Here is a 24441-nt window from a genome sequence, read left to right as displayed (position 1 = left end):
TGATGTCGAGGATCCAGGCGGCCTCGGTGGAGTTCAGCTCGAACACGTCGCCGAGCACGAAGGCGATCCGTTCGTCCCGGGCCAGGCACTGCAACATGCCTTGGCTACAGGTGAGCCGCACCTCGGCGGTCAGCAGCACCGCTTCCGGTCCGCGGTAGTCCGCCTCCGACAAACCGTCGGCCAGCCCGTCCCGGTAGGCGTCCAAGCTCAGTTCCACGGCCTCCTGCGGGGTCCGCCGCCGCAGATTCAGCAGGTGGTTGACACCGATGCGGTAGGCCCAGGTGACCAGCTTGGCCTCGCCGCGCCAGGTGTGCAGATGATCGAGGACGCGCACCATGATCTCCTGCGTCGCGTCCTCGGCCTCCGCGGGCCGCCAGACCATACGCAACGCCAGCCGGTACAGCGGGTCCTGCAACAGCCGCACCACCTCGGCGACGGCGTCCCGGTCGCCCGCGACCGCGCGGGCGACCATGGCCTTCTCTTCCGCCGCGGCCCGCTCCTGCTCCGTGCTCATCCGGCCATCATTCGGCCCGCGCCGCGGTCGGCGCAAGCACTGCCGGCTCACCGTTCGGCGGGAATCACGCGCGAGCGCCGGCCTCGAGCAGGGCGTGCCGGTCGAGCCACTGCGCGACCGCCCGGCCGATCTCGTCGGGCCGGTCCTCCGGCGCGTGGTGGCCGGCCGGACCGATCGGCGCGACCTCGGCGCTCGCGAAGGTGCTCGCGGCCCAGTCGATCACCTCCGCCGATCCCAGCCCGACACCGTTCTCCAACGCCATCAGCAACTTGGGCACCTCGGGCGTCGCGGCCGCCCAATCGTCGTAGTCGCGCACCACGGCGACCACGTCGGCGGGCGCACCGTCCAGCGGGAACTCCCGCGTCCACGCCAGCAGCGGCTTGCGCGAGGCCGGGGTCGGATAGGGCGCCCGGTACACGTCGTGATCCTCGGGCGAGAGGTCGGCGACGCCCTTGGGCAGGTTGAACTCGATGAAGGTGTTCTCCTCCAGAATCATTCGCTCCCCTTCCGCGGTGCGGAACTTCCGGAACAGCTCGGCGCCGAGCGGAGGCAGCTCGTCGAAGCGCATCGGCCGCAGGAACGTTTCGATCAGCGCGATCCCGCGCACGCGGCCGGGATGCCGAGCGGCCCAGTCCATGCCGAGCGCGCCACCCCAGTCGTGCCCGACCAGCACCACTCGGTCCAGGCCGAGCGCGTCGAACCAGGCGTCCAGGTAGGCGGCGTGATCGGTGAAACGGTAGGCGCTGTCCGGCTTGCCCGACTCCCCCATGCCGATCAGGTCCGGCGCCAGCACCCGAGTCCGGTCGGCGACGTGCGGGATCACGTTGCGCCACAGATGCGAGGAGGTCGGATTGCCGTGCAGGAACACGACGGGGACCCCTCCGGCACCGGTGTCGCGGTAGTTGATGAACGAGTCGATGACGTCGACGGTAGGCATGATGTGGTCCTTTCGGGTTCGGCCTTTCGCCTGCACCCGTTTGGACACACGAATCCCGCCGCCTGTGACCGGATATGAAGTGAGCATCGTCACACGCCCGTCGAACCGGTCGCGCGGAGCGGACAGAATGCGGGCACATCCGTACTCATGCAGTAGATGTATGGCCGAAACTGAAGATCGGCTGAGAAACTTTTTGAACCGTGGGAACGAACTTGCCAATTCACACGACATCTATCTACTGTCTTGGTACGTAGAACAAAGCGTGATCGAGACGGAGCGGATGCGTACGGCAACCGGAGAGCGGCTTCCCTGGTCACCGGTGCCCGCCGGATATCGATCACCCCTGATCATCACGAGCGAGCCCGGAGCAGGCGCGGCTCGACACCTCGGGACCTCCCCCTCATCAGCCCCGTGGTGTCGTCCCAGTGCGGTCTTCGGAGTGGACAACCATCCGCACAACCGCGCGGCTCCACCGGCCTGCTCGTGATAAACCGCCCCCGAATCGGCGCCGGCACGGCGATTCGGGGGCGGCCCCGTTCTCCCGGCTGGACCGACTCCGATGCAAGGCCCGCTGTGCCGAATGTCATACGCGCCGGTCGGTTGCGCGAACGCCGCCACTGGATACCTTGACGCCGGTTACAGTTTCAAGTGGATTCGGCGTTAGGAAGTTCGATGAAGTCCACAGTGCAACGGTTGGCTCTGATCGGCATCATGGTGGCGACTTCCATCGGACTCGTCTCCTGCACAACCGTTCCCCCGGCCAGTCGACGGCGTCGGGCTGCGGTTCCGGTGGCAAGGCCTGCGCCGACGCGCCCGCCCCGATCCCATCCCGCGATGCCCTCGCCCTGTTGAACGCCCTGCGCGTGGCCGACCGCGCGCCCAAAACCGGCTACAGCCGTGACGAATTCGGACCTCCCTGGTCCGACAACGTCTCGGTCCCCGGCGGCGGCAACGGCTGCGACACCCGCAACGACATCCTCCAGCGCGACATGACCGACGTGACGTTCAAGTCGGGCAAATGCATCGTCTCGACCGGCATGCTCGCCGACCTCTACACCGGCAAGACCATCGACTTCAAGCGCGGCACCAAGACTTCCGACGACGTGCAGATCGACCACGTCGTCGCGCTCTCGAACGCCTGGCAGACAGGCGCACAGCAGCTTTCCGCCGAACGCCGCCGCGACCTGGCCAACGACCCGATGAACCTGCAGGCCGTGGACGGTCCCACCAACCAGTCCAAGAGCGACTCCGACGCGGCCGAATGGCTGCCGCCGAACAAGGGTTACCACTGCGCCTACGTGACCAGGCAGGTCCAGGTGAAGACGGCCTACAAGTTGTGGGTCACCCCGGCCGAGAAGGACGCCATGTCACGGATTCTCACCGCCTGCCCCTGAGGCCTAGGGAAACTCGATCACCACCTTCCCGAAGGGATCCCCGGTGCGGAAGTACCGGTAGGCCGCTTCGGCTTCCTCGAACGCGAACACACGGTCGATGACGGGACGCATACGGTGGGCGATGATCGCTCGGTTCATCGCCTCGAAATCCGTCCGGCTGCCCACCGCGATGCGGCGGATGGACAGATACGACGTCCCGAACGGGTTGCCCACGGGCGGGTCGGCGGCGGGCATCGCGCCGATCATGGTGATCCGCGCGTTGTATCCGCCCGACCGCACGGATTTCGCCAGGGTCGGCATCCCCACCGCATCGATGATGTGTTCCACGCCGTCGCCGCCGGTGCGATCGAGCACGGCGAGCTCCCAGTCCGGAGTACGGCTCCGATCGATCACCTCGTCCGCTCCGAGCGCGCGCAGCCGCTCGGCCTTGCGTGCGTTCGGCGTGACCGAGACGACCTCGGCGCCCAGCATTTTCGCGTGTTGCACGCCGAAGAGCGCCACCGATCCGCTGCCGACGGTCAAGACGGTCTCGCCGGGCAGCACCGGCAGGGGCGTGGTCAGCGCCGCCCACGCCACCACTCCGGCGCAGGTCAACGTCGCGGCCTCCGCGTCGGTGAGATGGCCGGGCACGTGCACCACCGAATCCTCTTCCAGCACCGCGTATGTGGCGAGCATGCCGGGATAGGTCGCGCCGTACTGCTCGACCACGTGCGCTTGGCGCTGCGGGCCGTCGATCCAGCGGACGAAGTAGGTGGCGGTCACGCGGTCGCCCACGGCGGCGCGCGTGACCTGCTCGCCCACCGCGATCACCTCGCCGACGCCGTCGCTGAGCGGGACCACGCCCGGGGTCGCGGGCAGCGGATACGTTCCGTCCAGCAACATCAGATCGCGACGATTCAACGACGCCGCCCGCACCTGGATCACCACTTGGCGTGGGCCTGGCTCGGGCATCTCCTGCGGCGCGACGGTCAGCGCGTCCGCCCCGCGCGCCGGGTCGAGATGGTAGGCGACGGCCCCCATCACGCGACGCCGATGTACTGGTGGTCCCACCGGATCAAGCCTGCGTCGTCGAGCGCGATGACGTCGTAGCCACCGCCGACGACCGCCCCGTCGGCCTTCGTCACCATGTGCCAGGTCAGGCCGATCAGGTTCAGCGAGAGGCGCACAACCGGCCCTTCGGGTACGAACACGTGCTCACCGGGTGCGACGAACTCCTCGTAGGCGCGATCGACACGCCGGTCCAGCGCTTCGTAGCCGCGGATCTCCACGGTCGGGATCGGGAACGACAACCGGGCCAGCGCCTCCCGCATCGCCTGCGGCGGATCCACCAGTACCTGGGCCCCGTCCTCGGCCCACAGTTGCCGGATCAGCTTGCGCCTGGCCAAGGCGTCGGGTTCGTTCCACAGCGCGATGTAGCGCTCGGCGAATCGGGACAGTTCCTGCTCATCGAGTTCTTTGCTCATGCGACGGAGTCTTGCCGCCGTCGGAGGTCTGTGCGATTCCCCGCAGGGTATGGCGAGCCCGCGGCCCCACACCCGATACTGCTGCCATGACGACGGCGGCCGAGTCCACCGGGTTCGCCCGGCAGCTCAAGCATTGGCGCACGCTGCGCCGGGTCAGCCAGCTGGATCTGGCGATCCGCGCCGACACCACCCAGCGTCACCTGAGCTTCCTGGAGCAGGGCCGCTCGCGCCCCGGACGCACCATGGTGGTGCGGCTGGCCGAATCACTGGAACTGTCGCTGCGCGAGCGCAACGGACTGCTGCTCGCCGCGGGTTACGCGCCGGTCTTCCCCGAATCAGCGCTCGACACGGTGGAATTGGCGCCGGTGCTGGAGGCGTTGCGGGCGATCCTGGATGGGCATCTGCCCTACCCCGCGCTGGTGGTCCGGCCGCACGGTGTGCTGCTCGCCGCCAACGCGGCCTTCGAGGTGCTCGCCGAGGGCGCCGCCGGATGGCTGCTGGAGCCGCCGGTCAACGTGCTGCGTCTCGCGCTGCACCCCGACGGCTTGGCCACCCGCGTGCTCAACCTGCCGGAATGGGGGCGGCACGTCACCGAGGCGCTGCGCAACCGGATGGCGCGCAGTCCCGATCCCGTGTTGGACGAGTTGATCGACGAGCTGGAGTCCTATCTGCCGCAGGCGGAGCCGGGGCCGGACCATCTCGGTTTCGCGGTGCCGCTGCGCCTGCGCTGCGCCGAAGGGGAATTGCGTTTGATCACGACGCTGACCTCATTCGCCACCGCGGTGGACGTCACGCTCGCCGAACTGCAATTGGAGGCGTTCCTGCCCGGCGACGAGCAGACCGCGCGGATCCTGCGCGAGCGCGCGACGCGATTCTGACGGCCCGCCCTCACCAGTGCCGCGCCGCCGCGGTCAACCGCTGGCGGACCAGCTCGACGTGCGGGCGGACGGCGGCCCCGGGGCGGCGCACCAGGAACGCGGTGTTGATCGGCGGATCCTCCGGCTCGAGCAGCGCGACGAGCGACCCCGAATCCAGTTCGGCGGCACAGAGATACCTCGGCAGCACGCTGATCCCCGCCCCCGCCGCGACCGCCGCGGCGACCGCGCGCAGGTCGGCGACGACCACCGCGGCTTCGGCGGCGAGCCGGACGCCGAAGACGTGCCGCCAGTACCGCCGCAGGATCGGCAGATCCGGGGCATAGCTGACCAGCGGTAGATCGGACAGCGCGATCGGCCCCCTGGCCCGCAGCAGATCGCTGTCGACGCGTGCGGCGACCGGGGGCGCGGCGACGAGCACGAATTCCTCATCGCACAGCGGTTCGGCGACCACCGTCCGGCCTCTGGGCCGGACCGTCGACACCACCAGGTCGAAGTGCCCGGCCCGCAGGCCGCCGAGCAGGTCGTCGGACAGCCCCGCGTGGACCGTCAGCCGCACACCTCGCTCGATCAGGGGCGCCAGCGCCGGAAGTCCGTGCACCGCGAGGAACTCGGCGGGTCCGGCGAGACGAACGGCGGGCTGTGGCGTGGGTTCGGCGCGGCGGGACGGGCCCGCCACGGCGTCCAGCGCGTCCAACGGTGCGGCGATGCCGGCCGCCAGTTCGTTCGCCGCCGCGGTCGGCGCGACGCCGCGCGGAAGTCGCTCGAACAGTCGGGCGCCGAGCCGCTTCTCCAACGCCTGCAATTGGCCGGTGACGGTCGGCTGGGACAAGCCGACCAGCCGCGCCCCGGCCGTGATCGATCCGGCCCGGTGCACGGCCAGGAAGGTGCGCAATTGGTTCAGATCCAGCTGTCCATCGGAATCCCTATCGCTCACCGGACAAGCCTATTTCCTTGCCGATATCCGGAGACGGGAGGTCCCGCAGGTCCTCCGAGGCCTGCGGGACCTCCCGGTCGACTCAGACCGACGCGAGCTCGCGGTCGGCCGGAGCGTCCCAATCGATCCGGTAGCGCTGCTCCGGTCCCATGGTCTTCTCCGGTTTCATCACGGTCTTGGCCATGACCGGCATGAGCAACTGCATGATCTTGCGCCCGACCGGCCCCGGCGTCTTGCTGTGATTGATCTTCGCCGCGCGGGCCGCGACGCCCTCCACCCGCTCGCGCCGCAAGCGCTCGTAGACCGAGAAGGCCTCGGCGGGGGGCAGATCACGCAGGCAGCGGGCCAGCTGCACGGCGCTCTCGATCGCCAGCGACGCGCCCTGACCGGAGCTGTTGGACGGCGCGTGCACCGCATCGCCCACCAGCACCATCCTCCCGCGATACCAGTGCGGCACCGGCGGCATGATGTGCAGCGCGCCGACCACCTCCAACTGCTCCTCGGTGGTGCGTCGAGCGAGTTCGCCGCCGGGTGTGTCGTCGCCGTAGGTCTCGCGCAAGATCCGCAACCAGTGCGCGCTCGGCACCGCCCTGGCCGCGGTGAGCGACAGATACTCCTTGTGCGGCAGGTTCGCTCCCCACGCCACCCGCCCGTCCCCGAGCGGCCAGTACAGGTAGTAGGCCCGCTTGCCGAACGCGAAGGTCATGGTGTCCGGCGGGATGTCGGCGTCGCACTCGGTGGTCGCGCCGAAGCCGAGCATGCCGGTGTAGTCGGGGCCGGGCGCGTTCGGGTCGATCAGCGTGCGCACCCGCGAGCGAATGCCGTCCGCCCCGATCAGCACATCGGCGGTGGCCGTGCTGCCGTCGGCGAACTCGGCCGTGATGCCCGACTCGTCCTCCCGCACGTCGACCAGGCGCTTGTTGTACTCGAACGGAACGCCCGCCGCCTCCGCGTGCCGGTGCAGCGTTCGGTGCAGCTCACTGCGATCGACCAATTGCAGCGGCGGCATATCGGGGATGCCGGGCATCTCCAGTACCTTGGCGCCGACGGACATGTTCATATTGCGGACCGGCAGCGCGATGGCGCGGACCGGGTCGCCCGCCCCGATGATGTCGAGCGCGGCGACGCCGTTGGGCGCCAGCGCGAGCCCGCTGCCGATGCCGTAGGAAGGGCCGGGATAGGCCTCGTAGACGCGGGCGTCGATGCCCGCTTTGCGCAGGGCCGTCGCGACGACGGGACCGGCGATGCCGCCACCGATCACCAGGGCGGTACGTGTTGTGGACATGGGTGTCTCCAGGATTCGTGCGATACGGGTTTCGGTTCCCGGACCGACCCACGCGCCACCCACCCGGTTATCCTGTGGTTGCCAGCCTTGTAGCCGGGTGCGCGTTCGCGGGCGCGGTTCGAGACTGTTCGATCGGGCCCGGCGGCGGTGTTGCCGCACCTTCGCCGGGTCCGGTTCTCGGCTAGTTCTCGGCCATCCCCCTCTCCACCATTTCGGTGACCTCGGACGGCAGCGTGCCGCGCTCGTGCCACTCACGCCATTGCGCCAGTCCAGGGAAGGTGCCCTCGGTCAACTCCGCGCGCAGCGAGCGCGTCCAGGCCGCTTCGGCTTCCAGCATCGCCAACCCGAACTCGGACTCGACGATGAACAGTCGCGGCAAGGTCCCCGCGAGTTCGCCGAGTTCGCGACGCACGGTCTCGATCGTCCGGTCCAGCGCTTCGAGGCGGGTGCCGAGCAGTTCGATCACCTCGGCGGGCGGAAGCACCGCGAGGATCGACAGACCCGCGACGAACCGGTGATGCTCCGGTTCCGGAGTCGACAGCAGTTCCCTGGTCCAATCGGCCATCTCGGCGCGACCGGCGTCGGTGATCCGATAGATCACCCGCTCGGGCCGGGCGCCGGCCCGTTCACTGCCCACGACCTCGAGGAAGCCGACCTTGGCCATGTTCTGCACGACGGTGTAGAGCGAACCCCACTTGATCGCCATGTCCTGGTCTTTGCCTCGCTCGCGCAAGGTCTGGGCGATCTCGTATCGATGCATCGGCCGTTCGATGATCACCGACAGCACCGCGAGCGCCAGCAGGTTGTCGACCTTGCGTTTCTTCATCGCGGCACCTCCTCTTACTCGTCTACGAATATACGCCTACGAGTAATCAGCCGCAAGAGGGTCAGGCAGGTACTGTTTCCTCCGCGCGCGCATGGTCTTCCAGCAACTTCGTGGCGATGTTCGTCAGCGCCTGATCCAGCAGCGCGCGATCGGCGGGATCGGCCTCGTTCCAGTCGTCGAGCCTGGTGTCGAGCCAGCGCCGCCAGGCCGCCTTGATCCGATCCATCTCGGTGGCACCGGAGTCGGTGAGCCGCAAGCGTTGCCCCTCCCTGGTCAGATAGCCCTCCGCCCCGACCTGGTCGTAGATCGGCTCGATCACCTCCTCGGGCACTCGATGCGCCCGGGCGATTCCGGCCAACGTGGCCTCGCCACGCACCCGGTCGCGCAGATACACCTGCCCGAGCGCCCACGCCTCACCGCGCGTCAAATCGCTGTCCGCGTCGGCCAGGATGCGCGCGCCGATCGGATCCTCCGACCCCGCCCGGTGCATGGTGCCCGCGATGGCCCGTTCCAGTTGCACCAGCCGATCGGGCGAGTCGGGCACCGAGAACCCTTCCCCCACATCGCCCGCCCCCGCCCGCGCGCTGTCGCGCAGCGGCACCTCGGGCAGGAACCACGCGACCACGAATCCGACCAACGCGATCGGCACGACCCAGAAGAACACGTGGTCGATGGCGTCCGCGTACGCGTCGATGATCGGCGCCGACTGCTCGGCGGGCAGCGCGCGCAACGCATGCGGGTCCGCCGCGACCGCGGGCGGCACCACGCGCACCTGGGCCAGAGCGGCGGCGAGGCCGGGCCCGATCTCGTTGCTGTAGAGCGTGCCGAAGATGGCCGTGCCGAAAGCGCTGCCGAGCGTGCGGAAGAACGTGACGCCGGAGGTCGCGGTACCAAGCTGGGCGTACGGCACCGTGTTCTGCACGACGATCGTGAGCACCTGCATCGCCAGTCCGATGCCCGAGCCGAGGATCAGCATGTACAGCGACTCCAGCCACGTGCCGGTGGTCCGGCCCATCGTCGACATCAAGTAGAGGCCGAGCGCCATGACCAAGGTGCCCGCGATCGGGAAGTACCGGTAGCGCCCGGTCTTGCCGACCACCTGCCCGGACAGAATCGAGGTGGCGAACAGGCCCGCCACCAGCGGCAGCGTGCGCACACCGGACACGGTGGCCGAAACCCCGTCGACGTATTGCAGATACGCGGGCAGGTAGGTCATCGAACCGAGCATCGCGAAGCCGACGATGAAACTGAGGATCGAGCACACCGTGAACACCCGGCTGCGGAACAACCCCATCGGCAGCATCGGTTCCGCGGCTCGCAACTCGACCGCGACGAACGCCGCGAGCAGGAGCGCCGCCGCGGCGAACAGACCGATGATCGTCGGCGAGTCCCACGCGTACTGCTGCCCACCCCATTCCAGGCCGAGGATCAGGCAGGAGACGCCCAGCGCCACCAGGCCGATGCCGAGGTAATCGATGATCGGCTCGGCCGCCGCCCGCACCCGCGGGATGGTGCGGGCCGCCAGCGCGATCATCACCACCGCGACCGGCACGTTGACGTAGAAGCACCAGCGCCAGCTGGCGTGGTCGGTGAACAGGCCGCCCAGCGTCGGACCGATCACCGTGGTCACGCCGAACACCGCGCCCAGCGCGCCCTGATACTTGCCCCGCTGTCGCAGCGGAATGATGTCGGCGATCAGCGCCATCGATGTGACCATCAGTCCGCCCGCGCCGAAGCCCTGGATGCCGCGGGCGAGTACCAGCAACAGCATGCCGTTCGCCAGGCCGGCGACCATCGAGCCGACGATGAAGATCACGGCACTGATCTGGAACACCAGCTTGCGGCCGAACAGGTCGCCGAGCTTGCCGGCCAGCGCCGTCGCCACCGCCTCGGCGAGCAGGTAGGAGGTGACCACCCACGCCATGTGCCCCGCCCCGCCGAGGTCGGCGACGATGGTGGGCAGCGCGGTGGACACGATGGTCTGGTCGAGCGCCGCCATCAGCATGCCGAGCACGATGGTGCCGAACACGATGTTGGTCTTGGCCCTGCCCATGGGGGCAACAGGGTCCGCGGCGACAGCAACCGAACCGGCCATCAGCTCAGTATGGGCTTTTGCCGCTTGGATGGACATCCAGCGACACGGCAGCGAATCAGGCGGGCGCGCCCTCCGGCGCTTCGTCCGGCCGCTCGATGAGCGACATCGCGATGGGGACGAGCAGATCGACGAGTTCGGCGACCGTCGGACGCGGGTCGGCGAGCACCCACTCGTGCGCGAGCCCGTTGATCGCGCCGATCAAGGCGCTCGCGCCCCACCCCGGCGCGCCGCGCACCCGCGAACCGGGCGCGACCACCGGTACCACGTGCGACTCCAGCACGGCCGCCCACGCGTGCCTGCGTTCGCGGCGGTGCCGCTCCATCCGGTCGCTCACACCGACCACTTCGATGAAGGCGACCTTCGCGCGATAGGGATCGGAGCCGATGGATTCCAGATAGGCCGTCACCACGGCGGTCATCGCGGCGCGCAGGTCGAACGCCGGGTCGAGCGCGTCCATCCGTGCGACCACGGCGGCGGCGGCCTCGTCCTGGATCCGGTCGTACGCTGCGACCAGAACGTCCTCTCTGGCCTGGAACTCCTCGTAGAACTGCCGCTTGGACAAGCCTGCGGCGGCGCACACGTCGGCCAGCGAGCAATCGGCGTAGCCGCGTTCGGCGAAGATCCGGGTGGCCGCCTCGACGAACCGCAGGCGCCGCTCGGCTTTCCGCTCCACGACGGCACGCCCGCCGTATTGCCTGCCCACTGTCGCCGTCACATCTCTCACCGTAGCGAAATCACGGCGACCGGGAACCACCTCGGCGCGCCTGGGCCCGAGCCGATTCGTTCTTGTGATTCGGATCATCGCACCGCATACTCATGGCCAGTCTGAAACCGATGGGGCTCACAAATAGGGCTCACCGAACGAAGAGGTTCTCGCGTGGTCATCTCCCGCAAACACGCACCGAAGCTGCTCGCGGCGTTCGCCGCGGTGGCCGCGGGGCTGCCCTTCCTCCCGGCCGGGCCCGCTGCCGCCGAACCGGTGCCGAACGATCAGGTCACGGTCCAGCCCGCGCTGCCGTTCCCGATTCCGCCGCTGCCGCCCGGCTTCGACCCGGCGTTCTATCGCCCGCCCGCGCAGACCTACGCCGACCTGGCTCCCGGCCAGATCATCGCCGCACGCCAGGTCGATCTGGCCAACCTGTCGCTGCTGCCGGTGAACGTGGACGCCTGGCAGCTGTCCTACCGCTCCACCAACTCCCGCGGCGAGGCCATCCCCGCCGTGGCCACGGTGATCAAGCCGCGCGGCTACGTCGCCGACCGGCCGCTGTTCTCCTACCAGATCGCCGAGGACTCGACCGGCAACTACTGCATGCCGTCGTATCAGCTCCGGATGGGTTCCATCCCGGCGACCTTGACCGGCTCCACCCTGGTGGCCGCGCAGTTCCTCGAGGTGCAGGCGGCGCTTGCCCAGGGTTGGGCCGCGGTGATCCCCGATCACCAGGGACCCGACTCGGCTTACGCCGCAGGGCCTTTGGCAGGCCGCATCACGCTCGACGGCATTCGCGCCGCGGAGAACTTCGCGCCGATGCAACTGTCCGGGACCTCGACCAGGGTCGGCATGATGGGCTACTCCGGCGGCGCGATCGCCACCGGCTGGGCCGCCGAGTCGAAGCGCGACTACGCACCCGAACTGAACGTGGTCGGCACCGCGGAGGGCGGCATCCCCGCCGATCTGTCGGCCGCGTTGCGGATGGCCAACGGCAATCTCTCCGCCGGGCTGATCTTCGCGGGCGCGCTCGGCGTCTCGCGCGAATATCCCGAACTGCGGAAGTTTCTCGACGAGAACGCGAACGGCCTGGGCAGACTCATGATCGCGGGCAAGGAACAGCTCTGCGCGAGCTACCAGGCCGCGCTGTTCCCGTTCGCGGACAACCTCGGGATGCTGGCGAAGAACCCCTTCACCGACCCCGCCGTCGTCGACGTGCTGAACAAGACGAAGCTGGGCCAGGCAGTGCCGGACATGCCCATGCTGATGTACCAGGCCAATGCCGACTGGTTGATCCCGGTCGGGCCAGTCAACGAGCTGGTCGGAACCTATGCCGAGGACCCGGGCGCGCGGGTCGAGTACATCCGCGATCACTTCAGCGAGCATCTGACCCTCGACCCGATCGCGGCGCCGCGGGCACTGCTGTGGCTGAAGGACCGGTTCGCGGGCGTGCCGGTGGCCGACGGCGTCACCATCACCGATGTCGGTTCGATGACGTTGGATCCCGCCACCTGGCAGGTGTGGAGCGATACGGTGGGCGCCGTACTCGCAGCCGCTTTCGGGCAACCCATCGGCAGCGGCCGCTGAAACAGCCCGGCAAAGGGTACCCGTGTCGCGGTCGCGTTCCGCGACACGGGCACGCGCGTCTGAGACGATCGATGTCGACATCTACCCCTGCAACTTACTCCAAAGTAAGGTTGACCCATGGCGTGGAAACCAACTGAGATCCCGGATCAGACGGGACGCACCTTTGTCATCACCGGCGCGAACGGCGGGCTCGGCGCCGTCACGACCGAAGTCCTGGCGTCCAAGGGCGCGACCGTGATCATGGCCTGCCGCAACGCGGTCAAGGCGAAAGAGGTCGCCGGCGGCATCGACGGCGACGTCCGAGTGGCCGAACTGGACCTGGCCGATCTGGCTTCGGTGCGCAAGTTCGCCGGGGAGACCGGCCGATTCGACGTCCTGATCAACAACGCGGGCCTGATGAACCTGCCGTTCTCGCGCACCAAGGACGGTTTCGAGACCCAGTGGGGCGTCAATCACCTCGGACACTTCGCGCTCACCGGCCTGCTGCTGGACCGGATCACCGATCGGGTGGTCACCCTCTCCAGCATCGCGCACAAGCAGACACCGAAGCTGTGGATCGACGACCTCGACTATGAGAATCGCCGGTACCAGCGCAACCTCGCCTATGCGCAGGCCAAGCTGTGCAATCTGATGTTCGCCCGCGAACTGCAGCGCAGGCTGCGCGAGTCCGGCTCGGCCAAGCGCTCCTACGCCGTGCATCCCGGTGTCTCGGCCACCGACCTCTTCGCACACACCGAGACGCCGCTCGATCACATCTCGAAGCCGTTCATCCGCTTGATCGGGCACTCGCCCGCCAAGGCCGCGCACTCGACGTTGTTCGCCGCGACCATGCCGGACGCCGACCCCGAGACCTACTGGGGCCCGACCCGGCTCTTCGGCACCCAGGGTCCGGTGAAACCCTCCTCGTCCACCCGCCTGTCGAAGAACAGGGAGCTGTGGCAGCGGCTGTGGATCGAGTCGGAGCGCAAGACCGGCGTCACCTACTCGTTCTGAGCCGGGCGACGCCGGCAAGGCTCGGCCGTCTCGAGGACACGGCGTATCGGGCGTCCGTCCGGACGGCGCGCCCGATCGTCTCGGCAATCGAGGCCGCCGCGGAGCTGGTTCGATCCGCGCCGGTCCCCGCCGCGATGACCGTGGTCACAGCAGGCGCCGGACGGCGTACCTCGTTCTACGGCTCGCGTAGTAGAACGGGTACCGTAGAAGCCGTGTCCGCCTCACCCCGCCGCTCGGCACACAACCGCCCGGCCCTCATCGCGCTGGTGATCGTCGCCGCGCTGGGGTGCCTGGGGCTGGCCTGGTGGCAATGGGAGCGATACGAGTCCGCGACCGGCACCGCACAGAACCTCGGCTACGCACTGCAATGGCCCCTGTTCGCGGGATTCGCCGTCTTCGCCTACTTCCGGTTCGTCCGGCTCGAACGCGAGGCAGCCGAACCCGAGGAAAAGAACGATCCCGCCGCGGCCCCGCGGCGCGATTCCGCCCCAGCCAGGCGTGCCACCAAGCCGCTCACGCCAACGGAACTCCCGGCGGGGCTGCTGCCCGAGCGCCCCAAGGCCGTCCGGGATGAGGACCCCGTGCTCGCCGAGTACAACCGCTACCTCGCCGCGCTGCACGCCGACGACATCGAAGAACAGGTCCGCGCGGCAGGCCTGCACACCCGCGAGAGGAGCGCCGGTTGACCACCAGCGAGAATTCCACCGAGACCACCGCCGCCCCGGCCCCCGCCGGGAACGCCGCCAAGATCGGTCCGGCACTGCTGCGCTATCGAGCGCTGGCCTGGATCACCGGTCTCTGGCTGCTGCTGCTCACCGGTGAGATGATCGCCAAGTACGGTTTCGACGTGGCCACCCCGAGTTGGATCGCGGTCGTGCACGGCTGGGTGTACTTCGTCTACCTGCTGGTCACCGCCGACCTCGCGGTCAAGGTCCGCTGGCCGGTGCTGCGCACCGTCGGCACCCTGCTCGCGGGCACCATCCCGTTGCTGTCGTTCTTCGTCGAGCACGTCAACGCCAAGCAGGTCAAGCAGACCTTCGGCGTCTGAGGCCGCCCGCGTCAGCCTTCGGCGAGCGCCGCCAGCGCGGGCGTCAACTGGGCCAACGCCCGGCCGCGATGCGACACCGCGTCCTTCTGGGCGGGCGTCAACTGCGCCGCGGTGATATCGCCGCCTTCCGGGACGAACAGCGGGTCGTAGCCGAAACCGCCGTCGCCCACTGGCTTCCGCCCGATCGAGCCGGGCCATTCACCGCGCACCACGGTCTCCGCGCCACCGGGCACCACCAGCGCGCAGGTGGACACGAACCGCCCGCCGCGGCGCTCGTCCGGCACGTCGGACAACTGCGCAAGCAGTAGCGCGTTGTTTGCGGCGTCGTCGCCGTGCCTGCCCGACCAGCGCGCCGACAGCACGCCGGGCATGCCGTTCAACGCGTCCACCTCGAGACCGGAATCGTCGGCCACACAGGCCAATCCGGTGGCCGCGGCGCCGTCGCGGGCCTTGGCCAGCGCGTTCTCCTCGAACGTCGCGCCGGTCTCGGGCGCCTCGTCGTACGGGGGGACGTCGTTCAATCCGACGATCTCGATCCCGGCGATGCCCGCCTCGTCGAGGATGCGGCGCAATTCGTTCAGTTTCTTGGCGTTGCGGCTGGCTACCAGCAGACGACGGCTCATCACTTCTTCTTCGACTCGGCGGGCTCGGGAAGCACGCCGGGATACGGCAGCGCCAGCGCCTCTTTCTGGACGACGAACAACTGCTCGCAGCTCGCGAGCGCGGCATCGAGCAGCTTGTCCAGCGTGGAGCGCGGGAAGGTGGCGCCCTCGCCGGTGCCCTGGATCTCCACCAGCGTTCCGGTATCGGTGGCGACCACGTTCATGTCCACCTCGGCGCGCGAGTCCTCCTCGTAGGGCAGATCCACGCGCACCCGGCCGTCGACCACGCCGACGCTCACCGCGGCGATCGCACAGGAGATCGGCTGCGGGTCGGCCAGCGCACCCGCCGCGCCGAGATAGGTCACGGCATCCGCCAGCGCGACGTAGGCGCCGGTGATCGCGGCCGTCCTGGTGCCGCCGTCGGCCTGGAGCACATCGCAGTCGATGGCGATGGTGTTCTCCCCGATCGCGGCGAGATCGATGCAGGCGCGCAGCGAGCGGCCGACCAGGCGGCTGATCTCCTGGGTCCGTCCGCCGATCCGGCCCTTCACCGATTCCCGCCCGCTGCGCGTGTGCGTCGCGGCGGGCAACATCGCGTACTCGGCGGTGAGCCAGCCCAATCCGGAGTCACGCCGCCACGGCGGCACCCCCTCGGTGACGCTCGCGGTGCACATCACCCGCGTCTGCCCGAACTCCACCAGCACCGAACCAGCTGGATGCGTGGTGAAACCACGGGTGATCCGGACCTCGCGGAGCTCATCGTCCGCCCTGCCATCGGCTCGTCTCGACACGGCCACAGCCTACTGGGTTTGTTTGGCCGCGCCTTCGGCGCGGCGTGTTCGCGGCCCCTTTGTGGCTCGCGTTCGCGCGACGGGCCGCGAACGGAACAGGCTTGGTCTCGCTTCGCTCGAAAGACGTAGTGGAGGTGCGCTGGGCGCGTCGCAACGGGACAGTTGCTATCAGAGTCTGCCCGCCCCGGGCGTATCGGTGGAACGGCCGGGCCGATCGTGGTCGGGCCGAGTGTCGGCGCCCGGTTCGTGTCAGCCCGAATCGTGGCCGACGCGGCATGCGGATTCGCCGATCGGTGTGTCATTCGGTCGACGGCGTGCTGCGGCACCGTGAGTCGATGTCCGGTATTGGGAGCCCGCTCGAGTTCATGCCGACTGCCGTGCTCGGATTCGGTCAGATATCGAAGGTTTCGCCCGGGGCCACCGCGTGCACGGGGCCGGCGAATTGTTCCTTCGCCTCGGCGATCACGTCTTCGCGGGAGGTCCACGGGGGGATGTGGGTGAGCAGGAGTTCCTTCACGCCTGCCTCGGCGGCGATCTGGCCCGCCTCGGTGCCCGAAAGGTGAATGCCGGGAGGGCGATTCGCCGGGTCGTGGGTCCAGGAGGCCTCCGCCATGAGGATGTCGGCGCCCTGCGCGAGTTCGTGGACCTGGGGGCACAGTGCGGTGTCGCCGGTGTAGACGAAAGTACGGCCCGCGGCGGTGACGATGCGCAGACCGTAGGACTCCGGCGGGTGGAACATCCGGCGCGCGGTGACGGTGTGACCCGGCCCGAAGGAGACGGGCTCGCCTTCGACCCAGCGCCGCATGTCGATCACATCGGACCAGTCGTCGCATTCGCCGCCGACCTCGGCGGAGGCGTTGCCGATGCGCAGCGAGGTGTCCGACGGGCCGCGCACGATCGCCTTCCCCTCCGGGGGCGTCGGGTGATAGCGGCGCCACACCAGCAAACCGGGCAGGTCCAGGCAGTGGTCGGCGTGCAGGTGGGTCAGGAAGATGTCGACCTCACCGGGATCTGCGTGGCGCTGCAACGCGCCGAGCACTCCCGGACCGAAATCGATGACCGTCGGCCGCATGTCCGGGCCGGTCAGCAGGTAACCCGACGCGGGGGAGTCCGGGCCGGACACACTGCCCGAGCACCCGAGGACGGTAAGGCGCATTCCCCCATGCTGCCACGCGGAATTCTCACTCAAGAAAGGATCCCCCCACATTTCCGGCGGGCCGCCCGCTCACCGCGGCGACGCGCCGATTCCGGCTCGGTTCCCGCGGCGGTTTCGTCGTGCATCTCCAGAGAGTACCCAGCTGGCCAGCAATCCACTCAACGCGCCGAATAGATGCCCCTGCCAAGAGATTCCGGGCTGTCCGGGAAGAACGCCCCACAGCAGCGACCCGTAGAGGGCCAGCACCACGAGGCCGAGCACGATCTGCCCTGGATTGCGAGCGAACCACCCACGCGAGATGAGAAAGGTCAACCAGCCGAAGACCAGCGACGACGCGCCGATATGCGTGCTTCCCGTCGCTCCGGTGAGCCAGACGCCGAGCCCGGCCCCCAACCAGATGATCGCGGTCGCGGCCAGCCCGCGTCCGATGCCCGCCAGCAACACCAGGAAACCGAGTACCAGCACCGGGAGCGTGTTGCCGATCAAGTGCCCCCAGCCGCCGTGCAGCAACGGGGCGAACAGGATGCCGGTCAGCCCGTCGGCGCGGCGCGGCTCGATGCCCGCGTGGTCGAGTTGTCCGCCGACCGCGTGGTCGACCCCTTCGACGCCGTACAGAACACCCACGAATCCGACGATCAGCACTCCGGCCCGCAGCCACAGTTGCTTGATCGCGGCGAAACCTCCGGCGGCGGGCGGCGTGGACGGTCCAGGCGCCCCGACGGGCTTGCCCAGTCGGGCACGAAGCGCCGCGATCCGATCCGGGTCGAACGACGGCCCGAGTCCCGCGCCGGTCATGGCCACCTCCTCGCCGTGGCGGGGGCGTGGCCCCGCCTCACCGAGGGTACCGGCGCGGCCGGGGGATCAGGCCCAGAGCTGGCCGTCGAGCCGCTCTTCCGCCTCTTCGAGCGTGCCGTCGTAGGCCCCGGTCGACAGGTACTTCCACCCGCCGTCGGCGACCACGAACGCGATGTCGGCGCGCGTGCCCGCCTTGACCGCCTTGCGGGCGACACCGAGCGCGGCGTGCAGGATGGCGCCGGTGGAGATGCCTGCAAAGATGCCCTCTTCGAGCACCAGTTCCCGGGTGCGTTTCACCGCGTCGTACGGGCCGACGGAGAAACGGGTGGTCAGCACGCTCTCGTCGTACAGCTCGGGGATGAATCCCTCATCGATGTTGCGCAGGCCGTAGACCAGTTCCCCGTAACGCGGCTCGGCGGCCACGATCTCGATGCCGGGCACCTTCTCCCGCAGGAAGCGGCCGGTCCCCATCAACGTGCCGGTGGTGCCGAGCCCCGCGACGAAATGGGTGATCTCGGGCAGGTCGGCCAGGATCTCCGGGCCGGTGGTCTCGTAGTGCGCCGACGCGTTCGCCGGATTGCCGTACTGGTAGAGCATCACCCAGTCGGGATTCTCCGAGGCGATCTGCTTGGCCAGCGCGACGGCCTGATTGGAGCCGCCCGCCGCCGGGGAGTCGATGATCCGCGCCCCGAACATGGTGAGCAACTGCCGCCGCTCCACCGAGGTGTTCTCGGGCATCACGCAGATCAACTGATATCCCTTGAGCTTCGCGGCCATGGCCAGCGAGATGCCCGTGTTGCCGCTCGTGGGTTCGAGAATCGTGCAGCCGGGCCGCAGCAGGCCGTCGGCCTCGGCCTGCTCGATCATCCGCAGCGCCGGCCGGTCCTTGATCGAGCCCGTGGGGTTGCGATCCTCCAGCTTCGCCCACAGTCGCACATGATCGTCACCGTCCCATTGCGGGGACAGGGTGCGCAGGCCGACCAGCGGAGTATTGCCGAGGGTCGCGATCAGCGATTCGTAACGCGCCACGGGACGGGTCAGCCTCCTGCCACGGCGGGCAGGATCGTGACGCTGGCGTCCTGGGGCACTTCGGCGTCCAGCCCACCGGCGAAGCGTACGTCCTCGTCGTCGACGTAGATGTTGACATAGCGGTTCAGCTTGCCGTCCTTCAGCAGGCGCTCGGCGAGTCCGGGGTGGTTGGCCTCGAGGTCGTCGATCAGCGCCGACAGCGTGGTGCCTTCGGCCTGCACGCGCTTCTCACCCCCGGTGAGGCCGCGCATGATCGTGGGAATGGAGACGGTTACCGGCATGGGTACTCCTCGGTTTCGCGAACAGTCATCGGTCTAGTTCTCGTACGCGTCGACGATCCGCACCGGCTCCTCGGTGACCTCGCCGTCGACGATCCGGTAGCTGCGCAGCTCGTGCTGCTCGGGGTCACGGGTGGAGATCAGCACGTAGTGCGCGAACGGCTCGGAGGCGTACGACACGTCGGTCCGGCTCGGATAGGCCTCGGTGGCGGTGTGCGAGTGGTAGATGACGACCGGCTCCTCGTCGGCATCGTCCATCGCGCGCCACACCTTCAACTGCTCGCCGGAGTCGAAGCGGTAGAACGTGGGCGAACGCTCGGCGTTGACCATGGCGATGAAGCGCTCCGGACGATCCGAGCCCTCCGGCCCCGCGATGACACCGCAGGCCTCATCGGGGTGATCGGCGCGCGCGTGCGCCACCATCGCCTCCACGAGGTCGGCCCTGATCACCAGCACGAGTCGCACACCTTTCCACAACGCCGACCCATCGCAGTCGACAACGAGCCAGGATATTCGGCTATTCCCCCGGCGGCCTCGCCCGGTCCCCGGTAAGACACCGAGGCGCAGTGCGGGCGGGCCCGTGGTGGCGGGCCGGTCGGGCCGGCGCGAAGCCAGACCGAGCATGCGCGTTCGCGACGAAGTCGCGGCAGATCAAACCCCGAACAAGTCTTCGTAAGCCGGGATGCCCGCCACCGTGTGCGCAGAGCGGATCGCGTCGACGATCGCGCGCTCGACGCAGACGGCGGCGGCCGTGCAGATCTGATCCAGGACGAGCAGATCGGCGGGGAAGGCGGGCGGCAGCGGCAGGTCGGTGTCCTCCTCGGCCGTCCCGGTGGCGAGCACGAAGAGCGTGTCCCCATCCAGCGGCGAGTGCGCGGGACGGATCGCACGGGCCAGCCCGTCGTGCGCGGCGACCGCGACCCGCTTGCATCCCGCCGGATCGAGCGGAGCGTCCGTGGCCACGACGCCGATCGTGGTGTTGAGCACGGCGCCCTTCACGGGCAGCGCGTTCGCCGCCGCCAACTGCTCCGCCGTCGCGGGCCGCAAACCGAAGAAATCCGGCCCGTCGGTGCCGCACCCCCACGGCAACCCGGTGCGGGGATCGAACACCGAGCCGACGGGATTCGCCACGACCAGCGCCGCGACGGTGATTCCCGCGGCCGCGCCGTCGCCCAGCACGATGCTCGCCGTGCCCACCCCGCCTTTGATCGAACCGGCGCGTGCGCCGACGCCCGCACCGACCGAACCGCGAGCGAAGTCGACGTCCGCCGCCGCGGCGGCCCGATAGCCGAACTCGGCGGTCGGGCGGATGCGCCACGCGCCGACCGGGAGATCGAAGATCACCGCACCGGGGACGATGGGCACGACCCGGCTCGGGTCCGCCGGGTCCATCACGATGCCCGCGCCGTTCTCCTCCAGCCACCGCATCACCCCGTCGGCGGCGGCGAGCCCGAAGGCGCTGCCACCGGTGAGCAGGATCGCGTCGATCCGGCGAACGGTGTTCATCGGATCGAGCAGATCGGTCTCGCGGGTACCCGGCCCGCCGCCGCGCACGTCGACCGCCGCCACCGCGCCGCCGGGCACGCGCACCACCGTGCATCCCGTCGCCGCCCCGGAGCCCAGCGTGGCGGCCGGATCGAGGACGTGATGATGACCGACCAGCACTCCGGGCACGTCGGTGAGCGAGTTGTGCTCACCCGGTTCGGCATTCACCATCTGGACTCCTCACGGCGCGGGACTGCTGGTCGTTTCGCGCCGATCTTCGCAGCGCGCCCGGTCAGGGCGCCAGCGCCTGGAGCAGCGAGTCCTGCATCCAGGTCAGCCAGTGGTACACGTCGAGGTGCGGAGCGCGCGGATCGTCGGGGTCGAGATGGTCGGGCGTGTCGGCGTCGATGTTCAGCACCGTGCCCAGCGCCAGCCGCACGTCGGTGAGCGCGGTCAACCACGCGTCGGCCTGCTCGGGGGTGAGGACGATCTTGCCGCCCGCGCTGGGCACGGTGTCCAGCACGACCGAGCCCGCCGCCAGCTTGGCGTCGATGATGTCGGGCTCGTGCAGACCGCGCAGCGCGCTGTTGAGGTCGGCGCGCTCGGCGTCCGGCGAGCCGGGCTCGCTGCGGTGGAAGTCCGGCAGCAGTCTGCGCAGCCGCGGATCCTCCGGCGGGGCGGTATTGCCGGAGCGCAGTCCGGTGAGGGCGGCCAAGTCGTCCTCGGGGGCGGACCCGGCGCGCTCGGTGAGCAGCCCGGAGACCGCACCGACCAGTGACCGAAGCACGTTGGCCTCACGTGCGTCCATTTCGGATCGCAGTTTGAGACCGCTCAGCGAGTTCTTCCTGCTCCACTTACGCACGGCGTCAGGGTAGTCGGGCCGGTCAGTCGTCCCGCTGCATGGTGGCCCAGAGTCCCGCGGCGTGCAGTCGCTGGACATCGTGTTCCATCTTGTCGCGGGAACCGGACGAGACCACTGCCTTGCCCTCGTTGTGGACCTTCAGCATCAGCTCGGTCGCCTTCGCTTTGCTGTAGCCGAAAAGCTTCTGAAAGATGTATGTGACGTAGTGCATGAGGTTGACCGGATCGTCCCAGACCACGGTCACCCACGGGCGGTCCTCCGCCTCCAGGATCTCGGTGTACTCCACCGCTTCGGGTGTCGCCTGTGCCGCCGACAATGTCGCGTTCGCGGCGTCCACAACGACGTCACCCCGGACTGTGTTGCACAAGGCCATAAGGTCAAGGGTACGACTCGACTCCGGATAAACAACACCCACGCAGCCCCGATCGGGGTTTTCGGCGGTTCACCGGGCCGATGCCGGACACCGTGCGCCGACCGTTCTGTCTACAGTGACAGCGTGGACCTGCGTGACGGCGCGACCAGCACGGCGCTGCTGACCGACCAGTACGAACTGACCATGCTCGCCGCGGCGCTCGCCGACGGTTCGGCGCAGCGGCAGTGCACCTTCGAAGTGTTCGCTAGACGTTTGCCAAACGGTCGCCGATATGGCGTCGTCGGGGGTACCGGCCGGGTGCTCGACGCGCTGCGGCAGTTCCGGTTCGGCGAGGCGGAACTGGCCGTCGCCGCCTCGTTCTCGGATCGGCGGACGCTGGACTGGCTGCGTGACTACCGGTTCACCGGTGACATCGACGGCTACCCAGAAGGCGAGCTGTACTTCCCGGGCTCCCCGATCCTGTCGGTGCGCGGCAGTTTCGCCGAATGCGTCGTGCTGGAGACGCTGATCCTCTCGATTCTCAATCACGACAGCGCCATCGCGGCCGCCGCGGCGCGGATGGTCAGCGCCGCGGGCGGCCGCCGGATGATCGAGATGGGTTCGCGGCGCACCCACGAACTGGCCGCCGCGGACTGCGCACGCGCCGCGTATCTCGCCGGTTTCGACGCCACCTCGAATCTGGAGGCGGTGCGCCGCTACGGCATTCCGGGCGCGGGCACCAGCGCGCACGCGTTCGTCCTGCTGCACAGCGGCCCGGACGGCGCACACGAGGCCGAAGCGTTCCGCAGCCAGGTGCAGACGCTCGGAGTCGGCACGACGCTGCTGGTGGACACCTTCGACATCACCAGGGGCGTCGCGACCGCCATCGAGGTCGCGGGCACGGAGCTGGGCGGCGTGCGCATCGACTCCGGCGATCTCGGCGTGCTGGCCAGGCAGGTGCGCGACCAGCTTGACGCGCTCGGGGCCACCAAGACCCGCATCGTGGTCTCCGGCGATCTCGACGAGTACGCCATCGCCGCGCTGCGCGCCGAGCCGGTCGACGTCTACGGTGTCGGAACCGCGCTGGTCATCGGCTCGGGCGCGCCGACAGCCGGGATGGTCTACAAGCTGGTCGAGGTCGAAGGGGTGCCGGTCGCCAAGCGCAGCAGTCACAAGCAGTCCCGCGGCGGTACGAAGAAGGCCGTCCGCTTGGCCCGCGACACCGGCACCATCGTCGAGGAGATCGTCTACCCGGCGGCCGGGCCGACGCCGCCCCGCAACGGCTTCGAAGCCCGTGAGCTGCTGGTCCCGCTGATCCGGGAGGGTAAGCAGGTCGATGACCTGCCCACCCTCGCCGAAAGCCGCGACCTGGTCGCGCGCGGGTTGATCAGCCTGCCGTGGGAGGGGCTCAAACTCTCGGCGGGTGAACCCGCCGTGGTGACCACTTTCGTCTGAGGTCAGCGCCTGCGCTGGTCGACGCGGGTCACCAGCCGCAGTCCGACGGCGAACAGCAGCGCGAACACGACTCCGGTGATCCCGAACCACACCCATGCCGACGGCTCCGCGGGCCTGGAGCCGAGCAGGAAGAAGACCGCCAGGAACACGGTGGTGGCGACGATTACGGTGCGGAACAGTCGGGCAGGGCTCATCAGAGGTCTCCGTGCTGGAAGGCGGCGCATCCGGCCGCCGATGAAAGGGGGCACCCGGTAATCACCGTGGGCGCGGGCCGCGTTTACATCGCGCGCAGGCGAATTTCCCGCGAGTCGGCGGAACGAGCGTCCGCCCGGAGCGGCAGAATCTGAAACAGTTGTTCAGCCACACCGCGGGAGGTCGCCATGACCCGGGCCCTGATCATCGTCGACGTCCAGAACGATTTCTGCGAGGGCGGTTCGCTCGCGGTCGCCGGCGGCGCCGCCGTGGCGGCCCGGATCAGCCAGCACCTCGCCGCGGCGAACTACGCGGTGGTCGTGGCCACCCGCGATCACCACATCGATCCCGGTGCGCATTTCTCCGACGAGCCCGACTACATCGACAGCTGGCCGCCGCACTGCCGGGTCGGCACGCCGGGCGCCGACTTCCACCCGGCCCTGACCACCGAGCCCATCCAGGCGATCTTCTCCAAGGGCGCGTACTCGGCGGCCTACTCCGGGTTCGAGGGCACGACCGAGGACGGCACCGGGCTGGCCGACTGGCTGCACGACCGCGGCGTCGACGCCGTCGACGTGGTGGGCATCGCGACCGACCACTGCGTGCGCGCCACCGCACTGGACGCGCGCATCGAGGGCTTCGACACCCGCGTCCTGCTCGATCTCACCGCGGGCGTCGCAGCCGAGACGATCGGCGCCGCACTGGACCGCATGCGCGGGGCGGGCGTCGACCTGGAAGGCAGCATCACCCGGTAGACCGTTCGGTCTCGGCGACCGCCCGGTGC

28 protein-coding genes are annotated in these 24441 nt (G+C 69.2%); 8 read left to right on the top strand and 20 right to left on the bottom strand.

The window, feature by feature from the left end; genetic code table 11:
• Together ON21_RS06255 and ON21_RS06250 are read right to left on the bottom strand one after the other, a co-directional pair.
• Window positions 1–514 (bottom strand): RNA polymerase sigma factor (locus ON21_RS06255; RefSeq protein ID WP_039796398.1); only part of this gene is annotated, 514 nt, incomplete at its 3' end.
• Window positions 515–578: 64 nt separating this feature from the next.
• A complete protein-coding gene (locus tag ON21_RS06250) occupies window positions 579–1451 on the bottom strand; it encodes a haloalkane dehalogenase (protein WP_039796409.1) in 873 nt (290 codons plus the stop codon).
• An 848-nt stretch (window positions 1452–2299) separates the two neighbouring features.
• Here ON21_RS06250 and ON21_RS06245 point away from each other — a divergent pair.
• Entirely contained in the window at window positions 2300–2845 is a 546-nt protein-coding gene (locus ON21_RS06245; RefSeq protein ID WP_245562480.1) for an HNH endonuclease family protein, read from the top strand.
• A 3-nt stretch (window positions 2846–2848) separates the two neighbouring features.
• Here the strand turns inward: ON21_RS06245 and ON21_RS06240 are convergent, their stop codons facing one another.
• Both ON21_RS06240 and ON21_RS06235 read right to left on the bottom strand, forming a co-directional pair.
• On the bottom strand, window positions 2849–3895 hold the full coding sequence (locus ON21_RS06240) for a zinc-dependent alcohol dehydrogenase family protein (RefSeq protein WP_245562479.1): 1047 nt from the start codon (window positions 3893–3895) through the stop codon (window positions 2849–2851).
• The gene (locus ON21_RS06235; protein ID WP_039796396.1) at window positions 3865–4308 is read right to left on the bottom strand and encodes a hypothetical protein; all 444 of its coding nucleotides are present in this window, start codon (window positions 4306–4308) and stop codon (window positions 3865–3867) included. The genes ON21_RS06240 and ON21_RS06235 overlap by 31 nt, the downstream gene beginning before the upstream one ends.
• A gap of 86 nt (window positions 4309–4394) precedes the next feature.
• Here ON21_RS06235 and ON21_RS06230 point away from each other — a divergent pair, with 86 nt between their 5' ends.
• Window positions 4395–5186 carry a helix-turn-helix domain-containing protein gene (locus ON21_RS06230; RefSeq protein WP_039796395.1) on the top strand — a complete coding sequence of 264 codons (792 nt, stop codon included), beginning with the start codon at window positions 4395–4397 and terminating at the stop codon, window positions 5184–5186.
• 10 nt (window positions 5187–5196) lie between these two features.
• Here ON21_RS06230 and ON21_RS06225 read toward each other — a convergent pair whose 3' ends face one another.
• The 5 genes from ON21_RS06225 to ON21_RS06205 form a co-directional block, all read right to left on the bottom strand.
• Window positions 5197–6120 carry a LysR family transcriptional regulator gene (locus tag ON21_RS06225; RefSeq protein ID WP_039796394.1) on the bottom strand — a complete coding sequence of 308 codons (924 nt, stop codon included), beginning with the start codon at window positions 6118–6120 and terminating at the stop codon, window positions 5197–5199.
• 82 nt (window positions 6121–6202) lie between these two features.
• On the bottom strand, window positions 6203–7405 hold the full coding sequence (locus ON21_RS06220; RefSeq protein WP_039796393.1) for an FAD-dependent oxidoreductase: 1203 nt from the start codon (window positions 7403–7405) through the stop codon (window positions 6203–6205).
• Between the two features lie 181 nt (window positions 7406–7586).
• Window positions 7587–8231 (bottom strand): PadR family transcriptional regulator, encoded by a 645-nt coding sequence (locus tag ON21_RS06215; protein ID WP_039796392.1) that lies wholly within the window; start codon window positions 8229–8231, stop codon window positions 7587–7589.
• Between the two features lie 61 nt (window positions 8232–8292).
• Window positions 8293–10326: an MDR family MFS transporter gene (locus tag ON21_RS06210; protein WP_039796391.1), complete on the bottom strand. Its 2034-nt coding sequence runs from the start codon at window positions 10324–10326 to the stop codon at window positions 8293–8295.
• 55 nt (window positions 10327–10381) lie between these two features.
• Window positions 10382–11041: a TetR/AcrR family transcriptional regulator gene (locus ON21_RS06205; protein ID WP_039796390.1), complete on the bottom strand. Its 660-nt coding sequence runs from the start codon at window positions 11039–11041 to the stop codon at window positions 10382–10384.
• Window positions 11042–11203: 162 nt separating this feature from the next.
• On the opposite strand from ON21_RS06205, the gene ON21_RS06200 reads away from it, so the two are divergent.
• The 4 genes from ON21_RS06200 to ON21_RS06185 all read left to right on the top strand — a co-directional run bounded on the left by ON21_RS06200 (window position 11204) and on the right by ON21_RS06185 (window position 14660).
• Entirely contained in the window at window positions 11204–12619 is a 1416-nt protein-coding gene (locus ON21_RS06200) for a lipase family protein (RefSeq protein ID WP_245562478.1), read from the top strand.
• A gap of 117 nt (window positions 12620–12736) precedes the next feature.
• Window positions 12737–13612, top strand: coding sequence for an oxidoreductase (locus ON21_RS06195; protein WP_039796389.1), 876 nt, complete (start codon window positions 12737–12739; stop codon window positions 13610–13612).
• 212 nt (window positions 13613–13824) lie between these two features.
• Window positions 13825–14298, top strand: coding sequence for a glucitol operon activator (locus ON21_RS06190; RefSeq protein ID WP_039796388.1), 474 nt, complete (start codon window positions 13825–13827; stop codon window positions 14296–14298).
• Window positions 14295–14660 (top strand): DUF3817 domain-containing protein, encoded by a 366-nt coding sequence (locus tag ON21_RS06185; protein WP_039796387.1) that lies wholly within the window; start codon window positions 14295–14297, stop codon window positions 14658–14660. Before ON21_RS06190 ends, ON21_RS06185 begins: the two co-directional genes overlap by 4 nt.
• 11 nt (window positions 14661–14671) lie before the next feature.
• Here ON21_RS06185 and rdgB read toward each other — a convergent pair whose 3' ends face one another.
• The 10 genes from rdgB to clpS form a co-directional block, all read right to left on the bottom strand.
• Complete coding sequence (rdgB, locus tag ON21_RS06180; protein WP_039796386.1) at window positions 14672–15283, bottom strand: RdgB/HAM1 family non-canonical purine NTP pyrophosphatase; 612 nt, start codon at window positions 15281–15283, stop codon at window positions 14672–14674.
• Window positions 15283–16053: a ribonuclease PH gene (rph, locus tag ON21_RS06175; RefSeq protein WP_039796406.1), complete on the bottom strand. Its 771-nt coding sequence runs from the start codon at window positions 16051–16053 to the stop codon at window positions 15283–15285. The genes rdgB and rph overlap by 1 nt, the downstream gene beginning before the upstream one ends.
• 391 nt (window positions 16054–16444) lie before the next feature.
• Window positions 16445–17209 carry a cyclic nucleotide-degrading phosphodiesterase gene (locus ON21_RS06170; RefSeq protein ID WP_083880421.1) on the bottom strand — a complete coding sequence of 255 codons (765 nt, stop codon included), beginning with the start codon at window positions 17207–17209 and terminating at the stop codon, window positions 16445–16447.
• Between the two features lie 69 nt (window positions 17210–17278).
• On the bottom strand, window positions 17279–18004 hold the full coding sequence (locus ON21_RS06165; protein ID WP_083880425.1) for a rhomboid family intramembrane serine protease: 726 nt from the start codon (window positions 18002–18004) through the stop codon (window positions 17279–17281).
• Between the two features lie 66 nt (window positions 18005–18070).
• A complete protein-coding gene (locus tag ON21_RS06160) occupies window positions 18071–19033 on the bottom strand; it encodes a cysteine synthase (protein ID WP_039796384.1) in 963 nt (320 codons plus the stop codon).
• Between the two features lie 8 nt (window positions 19034–19041).
• Entirely contained in the window at window positions 19042–19314 is a 273-nt protein-coding gene (locus ON21_RS06155; protein WP_039796383.1) for a MoaD/ThiS family protein, read from the bottom strand.
• Between the two features lie 33 nt (window positions 19315–19347).
• Window positions 19348–19767, bottom strand: a complete 420-nt coding sequence (locus ON21_RS06150) for a M67 family metallopeptidase (RefSeq protein ID WP_039796404.1) — start codon at window positions 19765–19767, stop codon at window positions 19348–19350.
• Window positions 19768–19962: 195 nt separating this feature from the next.
• On the bottom strand, window positions 19963–21027 hold the full coding sequence (locus tag ON21_RS06145) for a P1 family peptidase (RefSeq protein ID WP_039796382.1): 1065 nt from the start codon (window positions 21025–21027) through the stop codon (window positions 19963–19965).
• A gap of 61 nt (window positions 21028–21088) precedes the next feature.
• Window positions 21089–21658, bottom strand: coding sequence for an oxidative stress transcriptional regulator AosR (gene aosR / locus ON21_RS06140; RefSeq protein ID WP_039796381.1), 570 nt, complete (start codon window positions 21656–21658; stop codon window positions 21089–21091).
• A gap of 22 nt (window positions 21659–21680) precedes the next feature.
• Window positions 21681–22031: an ATP-dependent Clp protease adapter ClpS gene (clpS, locus tag ON21_RS06135; protein ID WP_039796380.1), complete on the bottom strand. Its 351-nt coding sequence runs from the start codon at window positions 22029–22031 to the stop codon at window positions 21681–21683.
• Window positions 22032–22154: 123 nt separating this feature from the next.
• On the opposite strand from clpS, the gene ON21_RS06130 reads away from it, so the two are divergent.
• Window positions 22155–23465: a nicotinate phosphoribosyltransferase gene (locus ON21_RS06130; RefSeq protein ID WP_039796379.1), complete on the top strand. Its 1311-nt coding sequence runs from the start codon at window positions 22155–22157 to the stop codon at window positions 23463–23465.
• Window positions 23466–23467: 2 nt separating this feature from the next.
• On the opposite strand, the gene ON21_RS06125 is transcribed toward ON21_RS06130, so the two are convergent.
• On the bottom strand, window positions 23468–23659 hold the full coding sequence (locus tag ON21_RS06125) for a hypothetical protein (RefSeq protein ID WP_039796378.1): 192 nt from the start codon (window positions 23657–23659) through the stop codon (window positions 23468–23470).
• Between the two features lie 186 nt (window positions 23660–23845).
• On the opposite strand from ON21_RS06125, the gene pncA reads away from it, so the two are divergent.
• Complete coding sequence (pncA, locus tag ON21_RS06120) at window positions 23846–24412, top strand: pyrazinamidase PncA (RefSeq protein ID WP_039796377.1); 567 nt, start codon at window positions 23846–23848, stop codon at window positions 24410–24412.
• Window positions 24413–24441 lie beyond the last annotated feature (29 nt).

It is taken from the genome of Nocardia araoensis NBRC 100135 (assembly GCF_000308435.1).
Taxonomy (GTDB): Bacteria; Actinomycetota; Actinomycetes; order Mycobacteriales; family Mycobacteriaceae; genus Nocardia; species Nocardia araoensis.
The sequence above is the reverse complement of the archived record's forward strand: the minus strand, read 5'-3'. Positions and strand labels throughout refer to the sequence as shown.